Genomic DNA, 12,818 nt, shown 5'->3' with positions numbered 1-12,818 from the left:
ACAAGCAGTGAATATTCAACGAAGCTACGGGAAGCACGAAAGCGGCACTTTGTACCTTGTGCCTACGCCGATTGGCAATTTAGACGATATGACCTTTCGAGCCGTGAAAACCTTGCAGGCAGCTGACTTGATTGCCAGCGAAGATACTCGTAATACCCAAAAATTATTGAACCATTTTGAAATCAATGTTCCTCAGAAGAGCTTTCATGAGCACAATTATCGTGAGCGGATTCCGGAGCTGATCAGACTTTTAAAAGAAGGACAAATGATTGCCCAAGTCAGTGATGCCGGCATGCCGTCAATTAGCGACCCTGGTCAAGAATTGGTAGCCGCCTGTATTGCAGAAAATATTCCGGTGGTATCTTTACCAGGAGCCACGGCCGGTATGACGGCTTTAATTGCTTCCGGCCTTTCACCGCAGCCTTTTTATTTCTACGGGTTTTTGCAACGAAAAAAAAGTCAGCAGAAAAAAGAGCTGGAGCAGCTGAAGAATCAGACTGCCACGATGATTTTTTACGAATCTCCTCATCGGGTAAAGGAAACTTTGAAAAATGTGGAGCAAGTCTTAGGCGCTCGCCAAGTCGTGATCTGCCGAGAACTGACCAAATTATATGAAGAATATATCCGCGGGGATGTCCAAGAAGTCATTGATTATGTAAGTGAACATCCGCTAAAAGGGGAATGCTGCCTGCTGATTTCCGGCTTTAACGGCGAAGTTGCCGAAGAAATTGTAGAAGGAACCATGAAGGAGCAAGTGGAGCAACTGATAGAAGAAGGACTCTCTTCTAAAGAAGCCATCAAGGAAGTTGCCAAACGAAATCAAGTCAAGAAGCAAGAGGTATACAAATTATTTCACGATTTATAGGCTGGAGCGATCCAGTCTTTTTTTATTGTCTAAAATAATATCGTATTTCCGCTAATATATCGGGATTTTCAGCCGGTTCGTTGCTGAAACCATCCTGCAAATTCTCAGGAAAATCCAGGATCTGATGTAACTAAATCTCACACGAAAAGTCACTAAAAAGCAAAAAGTTGCAGAAAATGAAGAAAAAAGCTAGAAATTTTTCTGAATCATGTTAGTATATGTAACATAATAAAGAATGAGGTGTGTGTTATGACAGGGAATATTGGATTTATTTTGGTTTGTGCAGCAATGGTGTTTCTAATGACCCCCGCGTTGGCTTTCTTCTATGGTGGATTAGAGCGACGCAAAAATATTTTAAATACGATGATGATGGTTATCTGTACTATGGGTTTGGCTTCACTAATCTGGATCGCAGTCGGCTACACATTGTCGTTTAGTGGAGAAGGCAGCTTCATCGGGAATTTGGATAAAGCCTTTTTCAATGGTGTGTCGATGACTGAGGGTGACGGGATACCTGAAGGTCTGTTCGCTTTCTTCCAAATGATGTTTGCTTTAATTACGACAGCAATCTTAACTGGTTCAGTCGCAGGCAGAATGCGTTTTTCAGCAATTTTCTTATTTATTGCCTTGTGGTTGCCGATTGTTTATTTCCCAATGGCGCATATGGTCTGGGGCGGCGGCTTCTTAGATCAAATCGGCTCTATCGATTTTGCCGGTGGAAATGTCGTGCATATTAGTTCAGGAATTTCAGGCTTGGTATTGGCGATTGTATTAGGACGACGCAGGGAATACCACTTAACGGAGTATCGTCCTCATAATGTTCCATTTGTCGTTTTAGGTGCCGGTCTATTATGGTTCGGTTGGTTCGGCTTCAATGGCGGCTCAGCATTAGCGGCTGACGGTTTAGCCATTCATGCCATGTTGACAACAAATACCGCCGCAGCTTGCGGGATGCTTTCTTGGATGCTGATTGAAAAATTAGCCAATGGCAAGCCAACAGTGGTTGGTGCATGTACTGGTGCGGTAGTTGGTCTAGTAGCAATTACTCCAGGTGCTGGTTTTGTTCCTCTTTGGTCTAGTATCTTAATCGGCGGCTTGGTTAGTCCATTCTGCTACTTCTTTATTGCAGTGATCAAACAAAAGCTTGGTTTAGATGATGCATTAGATGCCTTTGGTTGTCATGGTGTCGGCGGAATCTTTGGCGGGATTGTCACAGGAATATTTGCTGATCCAGCAGTAGGTGGAAAAACAGGACTCATCTACGGCTCAGTTGATTTATTTCTAGCACAGCTTGCCAGTATTGCGATCACCTTAGTTTTCGCAGCTGTTGCCAGTTTCTTGATTATTTCATTTATCAAAGCCATTATGCCGATTCGCGTATCAGAGCATGAAGAAGCAGTTGGTTTGGATCAAATTGAACATGATGAAAATGCCTACCCAACCTTTATGGGCTTGGATTCTTAAAATGGAGGAATACGAATGAAAAAAGTAGAAGCGATTATTCGTCAAGAAAAGTTGGAAGAGTTAAAAGCAGCGATTGATCGGGAAGTGGAAGTCAGCGGGATGACGGTCACTCAAGTGCTGGGCTGCGGTGCACAAAAAGGGCAAAAGTCCCACGTTCGTGGTCAAGAAGTTATTACGACATTATTGCCTAAAGTAAATGTCAGCTTTGTTTTAGATGACGAAGCAGTTGATGGTGTAATTGATTTGATTATTGAGCTGTGTCATTCAGAGGATTACGGCAACGGGAAAATCTTTGTTTATCCGATTGAAGAAGTCATCCGCATCCGCACCAGAGAATCTGGTAAAGCGGCAATATAAAAAGAAGGTTCGCTGGATTTGATGCCAGCGAACCCTTCTTTATGTCTGGGTTTCATCTTTTTTATTGCAAAATGTCTTTCTTAACTTGCTGGAACTCTTCCTCTGAAAGAATACCAATGTCCATTAATTCTTTCATCTTCAACAACTGTTCAGCCTTGCTTAAAGATTCTGCCGGTTTCTCAACCGGGGCGGGTTCTTCAGCCAAGTTCTGCTTAATCGATTCAACAATATCTTCGGCTTCATGCGAAGTCAGCATAATATTCACTGGATTATCCGAAGTGTAAATGGTTAAAGTCGCTGTCGTAGACTCCATCTGTAGTTGGAGATCCTGCAGATTAGTTAAAGGGATACTTTTCAAATCTTCTACCAGCAAACGCTTTTGGCCCATTAGAAACCGATGATTGGTCAGCGCATAGCCATAAAAGCCGTCGTCCTTAGTAGGGGACTTGCGATTGTGGACACCAATAAAGCACATCTTGACAACCTCATCCGGTCTTAAGTGGTTAGCGATTACATTGAATAGTTTTAAAGTGAAATTGCGGTCAGAGCCGGAGAAATAGCCCTTGTCCTTGCAATAGTTGTACATTTCTTCTGCTGTTTTCATATAAACCTCCGATCCTACCTTCATTGTAGCAAAACCCAAGTCCGGGAACAATCACAAAAAAACCACCATAGCCGTCACTATGGTGGAAATGAAGGTTGTTATTTACTCTTGGTAGGAGTAAGTATGAAAAAACCAATTCGGGATAATTGGTATACTGTAATCATAAAGGAAACGCTTCAATAAATCATGAAACTTGCTTAGTTAATTGCTAAGAAATTTATGAGAAAAAGCTAATGTAGTCTCAGATATGGGTGGATCAGTTTAGTTTAAGACTGGTATACCAAAGAATTAGAGGAATAAACGATTGTGAAAAGAAAGATATGGCGAAAGCAATGTTTTTGAAAAAAGGCAGAAGTTATCCAGGATCCTTAAAAAAATTATAAGAACCAGCTGTTTATTCTCAATTATCATGGATCTAAAAATCAAAGAATTTTGTGAAGCCAATCTTACTATCCTTTAGGAAGAGCAGATTCTTTCAGTAAACTTGCCCCTGTGTTAGACTAAAGGTGTAAGATTTTATTAGGAGGGGTTCATTTATGGCAAACATCAGTAAAAAATTACTCGCTGAATTGACTTCAGAAGAGGCAAACGGTCCGTTCATAACATTCATGTTAAACACCCACGTGGCACATCAAGAAGTTGAAAAAGATCAGCTGCTCTTCAAGAACTTTGCAAAAGAAGCGAAAAAGCGTTTTGAAAAACGTTACGCAGATCAAAGCTTTGCACCATTCCAAGAAAAAATCGAACGACTGCTGGCCGATCAATCTTTCTGGCGCAGCGGCACCAAAAGTGTTGCGATCATTATGAATGCTGAAGAGTTATACATTCATCGATTGAGTATAGAAGTAGACGACCAATATTATGTAAGCGACTTGCCATACTTATTGGCAATTATTAAAAATGCACAATTCAACTATCCTTACTATTTAATGGCGTTGAATCGCGATTCTATGAAGCTGTACTTAGTGAAAAATAAATTGGCGGAAGAAATTGAATTGCCTGAAGGTGCGCCGGTGGATGTTGTTACTGCGTTAGGCGACGAACTAACTGGCGGCAACTTGAATTATTCTTCTCAAGGCAGCAGCCAAGGTTCTAAAGAAGGCGTAGCTTATCACGGCGTGAATTCTAAAGACGAAGAAGTGGAAATCGACTGGGTAAACTATTATCAAGCTGTTGACAACTTCCTGCAAAACGATCTTGATAATCCAGAAAACTTGCCGGTTTATCTGTATGCTTTACCAGAAAACCAAACGCAATTCAAAAAAATCGCGAAAAACAAATTTTATTCCGACAAAGCAGCGGTTTCGGCATCACCTGCCCAAATTACTATCAAGGATATTGAACAAGGGGCAGAAAAATTATCAGCCGAATTGGCAGTTGAAGAAACTGACAGCTATCAATCGCTAATGAATAAGAAATTTATTGATCAGTTGGTAGACATTGTCCAGGCTGCCAAAGAAGGCCGAGTGTCTCACTTGTTCATTGCTACCTCTAATTTAGTGACTGGCTTTGGAGATGATCCGGATACTGAATACGATCGTCGTCAGGTGTTGAATGAAACTGCCGATCAAGTAATTAAAAACGGCGGACAGGTCTTTGTTTTGGATCAAAAGGACGCACCAGATGAAAAAAGTTTGCTAGCCATCCTACGATTCTAAAAAAAATAAAGCTTTTTTGAGAGTTAATGGTAGAGTTTTCAAATTAAATGTGTTATAGTTATGAATGTAGTTTTTGTACGGTAATATATGGCAAGCTTGTTTCCAACAACATCTTCCTTATTCACCAATCAAGTAATTACAAATTAATTTTTATCCTAGGAGGATGTTTAACATGGAACAAGGTACAGTAAAATGGTTTAACGCAGAAAAAGGTTACGGATTTATTACAGCAGAAAACGGAAATGACGTATTCGTACATTTCTCAGCTATCCAAGGCGACGGATTCAAAACATTAGAAGAAGGCCAAGCGGTTACTTTTGATGTTGAAGACGGACAACGTGGACCTCAAGCTACAAACGTTGAAAAAGCTTAATTAAAACTAACAATTACGTCGAGGGCTTAAGCTCTCGACTTTTTTTGTGCGTAAAAAAGGACAAATTATACATAATCAGGTCAGCAGTTAAGTCGGGGTTAACAGTATTCGGCTTTTTCAACCTAACTCGAAGTTGATGAGATTGGCAAAGTGTTTGTAATGCTTACATCTATTAGATGTAAGCATTTTTTTTGTTACTAGATAATAATTGTTTTATACTAGAAGAATAAAAGAACGATTGTTATCTGCGGAAATAATGGAAGGATAAGGAGATAGATGGCTAAAAATAATGCAATTTATTTTATTAAGCGAAAAATTTTAGTCACTATTTTGCTGGTATTTACCGTACTGGGGCCGATACTTTCGCAAATTTATTTAGCAAAAGAGGCAGAAGCAGCTGTATTGGACATAGAAATTCTTTCCAACATTGAAGCAAACAACACTAGCGGCACCTCTCCTGAAAATCGCTGGCAGCTAAACGATCAACAGGAAGTCGAATTTGTGATTCGCGGAAGCGGACTAGGCAGTATTTCCGCAGGATTGACTGGTCCCAAGACAGCCGTGTTAGTCATTCCTCCTGAGTTGGCCGGCTCAGTTGAGCCAACCGGCGATGCCCTCATTGAAACCAATTTGACCCTCAATCTACGTGGAATTCCCTTGTTAAGGACTCTATTTTCAGCTTTGGATGGCTTATTGGGAGAACTGGTAAGAATCTTAAACGGAGCTTTAGGGGCTCTGACTGGAGTTACTTTGAATTTAGATGAGGTGTATCGGCAAGTAGATTTGTTAAATAGCCTGCAGGATTTGCCTAGTCTGAGCTTTCATGTACCAGTGACCCTTAGTGAAGATGGTCGAGCACTGACTATCAATGTCGACGATGGCTTGGGCCGGGTATTAGCTGAAAATCTAAAAACCATCCTGCAAAATCTATCAAATGCGGTAGATGCATTGCGTGCTGAGGGGCAAGGCCCAGTTTCTGGATTGCTGGCTGGAACTATCAACGGCTTGTTAGGTCCGCTAAAATCTGGTCTAACGACAGCAATTCAAGCTCTGTTCCCATTATTAGATCTCGGTGGCTCATTAGTCAGTGCATTGGCAGATGGTTCACTTTTAGGGGACACAACAGTCACGATCAGCACCAACATCCAACCACCGGAACAAGTAACAGAAGATTTGGATGCCCATTTTTATGGGTCAGTCGTCAAATCATCCACGATTGATATCGATTTACTGACAAACAGCTCTGGTGTTACGTCGATTTACTTTGAAGGTGAACGCTTTGGTGTGGAAACGGAGCAGCTTCCCAAGTACTTAGATTTTGGCACCCATCCTATTCAAACGGCCGAAGATCAAATCTTCTCCCTTGATGAAGGTTTGGGAATGGTGCAGGTAGAGGACACACGCAATATTGAGAAAAATTGGAGTATAAAGGTTAGCCAAGCTAGTCAATGGACGAGTCCCAATAATACCAATTTAACAAACCCGGACCTAACCTTATACAGCGGACCGTTGGAAACCACTTTTCAAGACGGAGAAATTATCAATCATGCTGCTGAAGGAATTACCTTAAGACCCTTCGCACAACAAAAGGTCTTTACCCTAAGAGGTTCACAGGATTCAGGTTCAATTGCATTGCCATTGAGAGGAGCTGAATTGTTTGTCCCGATGAATACACCAAGAGAAGCAACGTCTTACGAAACAACACTTGTATGGACTTTATCAGAAACTCCTAACGAATAAGGCAAGTGATCATTTGATAAATTGACCGACACTGGAAGACAACCAAAGAGGAGAATATATTATGAAAGCAACAAAATGGCTATTAGCCGCAACAATCGGATTAGTAGGTGCGAGCATCCCCACCCTTGCACATGCAGCATCAAGTACAGACGCAGTCGTAAGCTATACCGATGGCGGAATCAGCTTTAACCCAGAAGGAGATATTAACAATCAAATTCCTCCAAATTTAGATTTTGGTACTATGGCAATTCAAACGACTCAACAAGAAAATTTAATCGCCCAAACAGATGGAGCAAACACTACTGGCGCAGTATCTATCAGTGATAACCGAGCAATAGCTCAGGGCTGGACAGTAAAAGTTAATCAGCAAACACAATTTGCAAACGCAAGCGGCGCCGAATTGGCAAGCGCTGAATTATCCATCAGCACAGGTGCTATCACCAACAACCTAGGGAATACGTTAGGTAGTATCGGCAAGGAAAATGTAACGCATAAACTACCAATCGACCAAGACGTAATCGTTTTAGAAGCAAAAGTAAATGAAGGTTTAGGTGAGACTTCATTACCGTTAACTGAATTTGAACTGGAAATTCCTGCCAATACCGCAAAAACTGCTCAGCAATATAATACAACGTTAAACTGGGTAATGTCAGAAGCGCCAAGTGAAACACCGTAATAAGATGTAAGATGAAGGAAGTGTAAAGAAATGAAAAAGCTATTCGGGATAATGGTTGTTTTATTGGCCTTTTTAGTTGGCGGTACAGCCCATGCTGATTCGATGAATGTATTTGAGGTAACCGTTCATCCGCCAGCAAGTCAAAGCAATCCAGAGGTATCCTATTTGGACTTAGAGCTGCCGCCGCAAGGGAATGAAACCGTCACAATTTCTATCAAAAATGCTAGCGACCAGCCGTTGAAAGTCAAGCCGTCCTTTAACCGGGCAGTGACGAACAATTTAGGAGTGATTGAGTATTCTGGAAAAAGAGCAGAAACTCTGGAAAATGTGCCAGTAAATATTAAAGAGCTGGTCACCTTTGATGAATCTGTCATTGAATTAGCTCCGCAAGAAGAGCGCAATGTAACCGCGGAAATCACAATGCCGGCAGAAGAGTTTTCTGGAGTATTAGCTGGTGGCTTCTATTTTGAACAGGTGCCAGAAGGTGAGATTCAGGGAGGCGTTCGCAATATTTATTCTCGTGAAACAGCGGTCTTAATCAGAAATGACCAAACGCCGGTGGAGCCAGAGCTGGAGATTGTCTCAGCTAAACCGATGCAGGAAAATGGTCGCAATATGATTGAGCTGACGATTGATAATCCGCAAGCCGCCTATGTTCATAACTTGAAGATTGAACATAATGTTGAAGCAGGGGATGAGGAATTTTTAACAGGTGAAAAAGAAGGAATGAGTGTGGCGCCGACTTCTCAATTTAAATACATAATGCCCCTAGACGGCAAAGAATTTAAAAACGGTCAGCACACGGTGAACATAACAGCGAACGCCGGTGACAAAACCTGGACCGGCAGCCCAACCTTCATGATCGAACGCCAAGAAGCCAGTGCCCTTAATGAACAGGACGTCACGATTGAACGTCAGAGTTTCCCATGGTGGATGCTGCTGATTGCCGGTTTTATTCTAGTTCAAACGATTATTATTGTTGTACTAGTGAAACGTCGGAAACGAGTAGAATAGTTGAATAAGCAAAGGATGAGAGCAATAGCTGCTTTCATCCTTTTTTTGGTCGTCACAGGTCAATAGTAGTGGGATAATGCTCATCGATTAAAATGTAGCGATAACCATGCTTTTGGCATTGTCGCAGGTTCTCAGCATTTTCCATAATCATTTCCGCCAAATTATAATCTGAATCGTCCAATCGTTTTTCGACGTCATTGGCATGCATTTTAATAGTAGAAAACTGTTTTCGAATATAGTTTTCTGTCATCACTAAACAGTAAAACTGAATCTCTTCTAAATACTTCACGCTAAAATCCTGCATCCAGTCAAAGGGAATATACAAGCCTTCAACTATCAGATTTTGCTGATTCTCAATTGCTGTTTTAATGATTTCCCGTACAATCGGCCACATGTAAATCGTCAATTGGTCGTCGTCCTCAGGTGTCAGCGTTGTATAGTGACTGCGAATCAATCCCATTTTCAAATGATCTAGGGATAGATAAGGATAATGATAGGTTTCCAGCAGTTTTTGAGCCATTACCGTTTTTCCAGTGTGGGAGGCACCAGTAAGCAAAATAATCATCGGGAATATTCCTTTCTATAAAAAACTGCACTATATAAAGTGTTGTCTTTTTATCTAGGATAAGCAGATTTTCCAGCGGAGTCAAACTTGAGCTGGAAGGGCAACTTCTTTTTTTACGGAGATTTATTCGCTTTCTTATTTGTAAAGTTGTTAAAAAGGATGAAATTCAGCTATAATGCATAGGGAGGAGGGGCAATATGACTAAAACTTATGCGGTTGTTGATATCGAAACCACCGGTACCGACCCGAAAACTGACCGGATTATTCAATTTGGCTGTGTTCTAGTAGAAGACGGCAAGATTGTCAGTCGTTTTGCGACGGATATCAATCCGGATCAGAGGATCTCCAAGCAGATCCAGCATCTAACCGGCCTTACTAACCAGCGTGTTCGTAAAGCCCCTTATTTTGAAGATGTAGCCTTAACGATTTATAACCTATTAGCTGATACAACTTTTGTGGCCCATAATATATTTTTTGATTACCCGTTTTTAAGTAACGAATTAGAACGTTGCGGCATGCCTCCGCTGCGGATTCCTGGTATTGACACAGTGGAATTGTCCCAGATTTTTTTCCCGACCAATTTGAGTTTTCGGCTGAGTGACCTGGCGAATGAATTTCATTTAACTCATGACAATCCTCATCAAGCCGACAGCGATGCCGAAGTTACTGCGCAGCTGTTAATGAAAATCGAGAAAACGATTAAAAGCCTGCCGCTGGTAACGGTGGAAGAAATTATTCGTTTGTCTGATTATATGGCCTTTCAAACGCAGGAATATTTGATTGAGTTGGCGGAAGAGATGAAAAATCACCCAATCCCTTTGTCTTCAGACATGGAAGTCGTGCACGGTCTAGCCTTAAAAAAGAAAAAGGTTCCTTTATATGAAGAAATCTACTACGAAAAGAAGGCGTACCCCCGCTCAAAAAAAGCGAAGGAAGCGTTGTACCAAGGACAACTGACTTTCCGTAAAGAACAGTCTCGACTGATGAATCTGGTCTTTGACTTCTTTAACAAAAAAACCGAAAAAAATGTGCTGGTGGAAGCAGCGACGGGTCTGGGAAAAACGATGGGCTATCTCTTGCCGATGAGTTACTTGGCAACACCGGAAAATCCGTTGATTGTCAGCACCGTTTCCCTGTTACTGCAGGAGCAGATGTTGGGGCATGATTTACCAGTGTTGAACAAGCTATTGCATCAGCCTTTGCAGGCAGTTGTCATGAAGAGCAGCAGCCATTACATTGACTTGGCACGCTTTTACCAAACGCTGCAAAGAGAGACCGAGCAAAAACAGTATGCTTTTTATCAAATGGCGGTACTGGTTTGGTTGACCCAGACGGAGACTGGCGATTTTGACGAATTAAATATGACTAGTCTGCGCCATGTGTTTTGGCAGGAGGTTGGCCATCAAGGATTGGATACTTTGGTGCGGCATAATCCTTTTTATCAAGTGGATTTCCTGCGACATCGCCAGGCCAAGCTGGAGCAAAGCAACGTGATTATTACCAATCATGCTTTCTTGGCTCAGGAAAATCAGCGGAAAACCTTCCAGCTGCCAGTCAGTCCTTACTTGATTATCGATGAAGCGCACCATTTAAATAAAGTCCTGGAACGAGTGAGTACGCGGCAATTGAATGTGTTGGCTGTACAAAAAGAAGTGAATCGCTTGAAGGACACCAAGACGTTCCAACACTGGCAAGGTCTAGCTAATCAAGATCAAGCCCTGCAGCATGCCATTGAACTGTTAGAGGATATCGCTGAAGAATTAGTGGAAGACCTGTTAGATTTGTACACGGAGTTGGCCCGATTGACCACTAGAGAGTCCACTATTATCGTAAAAGAACAGATGGATACTTTGTCGTTAGCCGGCGAGCAGCTGATTCAGCGGATTGAACGTTTATATGATGATACGATGAGTTTGGCTCAGCGATGCCAAGGTTACTTTATGGCACATAAAGAAAGCTTTACCATCCAGCAGCAAAACTACTGGAATGAATTCATCGATTGGTTTGAGAGTCTGCAGCAGCAGCAAGAAGCCTTTGAAGCCTTCTGCGAACAGTGGGAAGCCCGCTATGTTCATTGGCTGGATGAACGTGGACAAACTTTGCATTTCCAAGATCTGACTGCGTCCCTGCTGCCAGAAACTAAATGGTACCAACGCTATGAACAGATTCTCTATATCGGAGGCACGTTGAAATCCGGCAGCGATCGGCAGTATTTTCCAAAACGCTGGGGAATTCCAGATACATCGCTGAAGGTGATTCCAAGTCCTTATGACTATGCCCAACAAGCGCGGCTATTCTTACCAGATGATGGGATTGCGATTCAAGAGACTTCATCCGAGCGTTACGCCCAGTATCTAACCGATGTGATTCGAAAGCTGGCTGGAGCGGAAAAACGGCCGATTTTAGTGCTGTTCACTTCCCACGAGATTCTAAATCGGGTCTACCATCACTTGAAGGTACCTTTGTTAAATGAAGGTCGCGAGGTGTTAGCCCAAGGAATTGGCGGCAGTCGTGAAAAACTGCTGAAACGCTTTTTACTCTCTGATGACGCGCTGCTGTTTGGCGCTGACAGCTTTTGGGAAGGTGTCGACTTGCCAGGTGAGGTGCTGCAAATTATGGTAGTTACCCGCTTGCCGTTTGAAAATCCGCGGCGCCCATTAGTGAAGATTCGCAATGATTATTTAGAAGAGCAAGGAGTCAATCCTTTCTTCCAGGAAGCCGTACCGCATACAGCATTGCGTTTGAGGCAGGCACTGGGTCGTTTGATCCGTTCGGAAACTGATAAAGGAGTTATGATCTTGTTGGATCGGCGCTTTTTGACTGCGGGCTATGGGGAACGACTAAGAAAAGCTTTGCCTAAAGAGTTGCCGATTGAAGAAGCCAGCTTACCAGAAATCATTGAAAAGACCCATGAATTTTTAAGTTCTAACAAAAATGTTGAGAATGAGTGAGGAACGGGCTTTCTTTTGGTATAATGGGGCTTATCTGAAAGGAGTCGTGCTTTTTGGATACAATGCGATCAAAATTAAATAAATGGGTCATTGGTTTAGTGGCTGTTTTGCTACTGATAATTGTGTCGGGAACAATATTATTTATCCGTTCCAACCGTCCGATGCAGCAAGCGAAAGAAGAAGCAGTCGACTTAGCCAAACAATATGCCAACCTGGAGACAATGGAGAACTTCTATTGGTTTAATCGCGAAGAAACTTATTTTACCGTGACTGGTAAAGACCAATCCGGTAATGACATCGTGGTGATTATTCCAAAGTCAGGGGAGAATATCCAAGTCCTGGACGCCAAAGACGGCTTAAACGAAGAAGCGGTCATTCAGCAGATGCAGGCAGCCCATCCGGAGATTACGGTGGATAAAGCTGCTTTAGGAAAATTCAAGGATCAGCCTGTCTGGGAAATTACCGGCAAGGATGATCAAGGTGCTATTAGTTATTACCTGTTTTCTTTTGAAAACGGTGAAGAAATACAAAATGTCAGTTAAAAAATCTTG

Annotated in this window: 12 protein-coding genes; 10 read left to right on the top strand and 2 right to left on the bottom strand. The window is 42.1% G+C overall.

The window, feature by feature from the left end:
* Window positions 1-7: 7 nt before the first annotated feature.
* From rsmI to JZO70_RS02995, 3 genes are all read left to right on the top strand, one after another.
* Window positions 8-865: a 16S rRNA (cytidine(1402)-2'-O)-methyltransferase gene (gene rsmI, locus JZO70_RS03005; RefSeq protein ID WP_207672054.1), complete on the top strand. Its 858-nt coding sequence runs from the start codon at window positions 8-10 to the stop codon at window positions 863-865.
* Window positions 866-1,114: 249 nt separating this feature from the next.
* Entirely contained in the window at window positions 1,115-2,329 is a 1,215-nt protein-coding gene (locus tag JZO70_RS03000) for an ammonium transporter (RefSeq protein ID WP_207672053.1), read from the top strand.
* A 15-nt stretch (window positions 2,330-2,344) separates the two neighbouring features.
* Window positions 2,345-2,686, top strand: coding sequence for a P-II family nitrogen regulator (locus JZO70_RS02995; protein ID WP_207672052.1), 342 nt, complete (start codon window positions 2,345-2,347; stop codon window positions 2,684-2,686).
* Window positions 2,687-2,747: 61 nt separating this feature from the next.
* Here the strand turns inward: JZO70_RS02995 and JZO70_RS02990 are convergent, their stop codons facing one another.
* The gene (locus JZO70_RS02990; RefSeq protein WP_207672051.1) at window positions 2,748-3,290 is read right to left on the bottom strand and encodes a PH domain-containing protein; all 543 of its coding nucleotides are present in this window, start codon (window positions 3,288-3,290) and stop codon (window positions 2,748-2,750) included.
* Window positions 3,291-3,826: 536 nt separating this feature from the next.
* On the opposite strand from JZO70_RS02990, the gene JZO70_RS02985 reads away from it, so the two are divergent.
* From JZO70_RS02985 to JZO70_RS02965, 5 genes are all read left to right on the top strand, one after another.
* Window positions 3,827-4,948, top strand: coding sequence for a baeRF6 domain-containing protein (locus JZO70_RS02985; protein WP_207672050.1), 1,122 nt, complete (start codon window positions 3,827-3,829; stop codon window positions 4,946-4,948).
* Between the two features lie 172 nt (window positions 4,949-5,120).
* Window positions 5,121-5,321, top strand: coding sequence for a cold-shock protein (locus JZO70_RS02980; protein ID WP_010755600.1), 201 nt, complete (start codon window positions 5,121-5,123; stop codon window positions 5,319-5,321).
* 276 nt (window positions 5,322-5,597) lie between these two features.
* Window positions 5,598-7,061 carry an adhesive domain-containing protein gene (locus JZO70_RS02975; RefSeq protein ID WP_207672049.1) on the top strand — a complete coding sequence of 488 codons (1,464 nt, stop codon included), beginning with the start codon at window positions 5,598-5,600 and terminating at the stop codon, window positions 7,059-7,061.
* 61 nt (window positions 7,062-7,122) lie between these two features.
* Window positions 7,123-7,737, top strand: a complete 615-nt coding sequence (locus JZO70_RS02970; protein ID WP_207672048.1) for a WxL domain-containing protein — start codon at window positions 7,123-7,125, stop codon at window positions 7,735-7,737.
* Window positions 7,738-7,767: 30 nt separating this feature from the next.
* The gene (locus tag JZO70_RS02965; protein ID WP_207672047.1) at window positions 7,768-8,751 is read left to right on the top strand and encodes a WxLIP family cell surface protein; all 984 of its coding nucleotides are present in this window, start codon (window positions 7,768-7,770) and stop codon (window positions 8,749-8,751) included.
* A 52-nt stretch (window positions 8,752-8,803) separates the two neighbouring features.
* On the opposite strand, the gene JZO70_RS02960 is transcribed toward JZO70_RS02965, so the two are convergent.
* On the bottom strand, window positions 8,804-9,316 hold the full coding sequence (locus JZO70_RS02960) for an adenylate kinase (protein ID WP_207672046.1): 513 nt from the start codon (window positions 9,314-9,316) through the stop codon (window positions 8,804-8,806).
* 197 nt (window positions 9,317-9,513) lie between these two features.
* Between JZO70_RS02960 and JZO70_RS02955 the strand changes: the two genes are divergently transcribed.
* Together JZO70_RS02955 and JZO70_RS02950 are read left to right on the top strand one after the other, a co-directional pair.
* A complete protein-coding gene (locus JZO70_RS02955) occupies window positions 9,514-12,267 on the top strand; it encodes a helicase C-terminal domain-containing protein (protein ID WP_207672045.1) in 2,754 nt (917 codons plus the stop codon).
* Between the two features lie 62 nt (window positions 12,268-12,329).
* Window positions 12,330-12,809 carry a cell wall elongation regulator TseB-like domain-containing protein gene (locus JZO70_RS02950; protein ID WP_207672229.1) on the top strand — a complete coding sequence of 160 codons (480 nt, stop codon included), beginning with the start codon at window positions 12,330-12,332 and terminating at the stop codon, window positions 12,807-12,809.
* The last annotated feature ends 9 nt before the right edge of the window (window positions 12,810-12,818 follow it).

Origin of the sequence: Candidatus Enterococcus moelleringii (assembly GCF_017377575.1) — a bacterium.
Lineage (GTDB): Bacteria > Bacillota > Bacilli > Lactobacillales > Enterococcaceae > Enterococcus_A > Enterococcus_A moelleringii.
The sequence above is the reverse complement of the archived record's forward strand: the minus strand, read 5'-3'. Positions and strand labels throughout refer to the sequence as shown.

Coding starts and splice junctions, on each gene's coding strand:
- JZO70_RS03000 (WP_207672053.1), top strand. CDS start 1,115: ATGACAGGGAATATTGGATTTATTTTGGTTTGTGCAGCAATGGTGTTT.
- JZO70_RS02995 (WP_207672052.1), top strand. CDS start 2,345: ATGAAAAAAGTAGAAGCGATTATTCGTCAAGAAAAGTTGGAAGAGTTA.
- JZO70_RS02990 (WP_207672051.1), bottom strand. CDS start 3,290: ATGAAAACAGCAGAAGAAATGTACAACTATTGCAAGGACAAGGGCTAT.
- JZO70_RS02985 (WP_207672050.1), top strand. CDS start 3,827: ATGGCAAACATCAGTAAAAAATTACTCGCTGAATTGACTTCAGAAGAG.
- JZO70_RS02980 (WP_010755600.1), top strand. CDS start 5,121: ATGGAACAAGGTACAGTAAAATGGTTTAACGCAGAAAAAGGTTACGGA.
- JZO70_RS02975 (WP_207672049.1), top strand. CDS start 5,598: ATGGCTAAAAATAATGCAATTTATTTTATTAAGCGAAAAATTTTAGTC.
- JZO70_RS02970 (WP_207672048.1), top strand. CDS start 7,123: ATGAAAGCAACAAAATGGCTATTAGCCGCAACAATCGGATTAGTAGGT.
- JZO70_RS02965 (WP_207672047.1), top strand. CDS start 7,768: ATGAAAAAGCTATTCGGGATAATGGTTGTTTTATTGGCCTTTTTAGTT.
- JZO70_RS02960 (WP_207672046.1), bottom strand. CDS start 9,316: ATGATTATTTTGCTTACTGGTGCCTCCCACACTGGAAAAACGGTAATG.
- JZO70_RS02955 (WP_207672045.1), top strand. CDS start 9,514: ATGACTAAAACTTATGCGGTTGTTGATATCGAAACCACCGGTACCGAC.
- JZO70_RS02950 (WP_207672229.1), top strand. CDS start 12,330: ATGCGATCAAAATTAAATAAATGGGTCATTGGTTTAGTGGCTGTTTTG.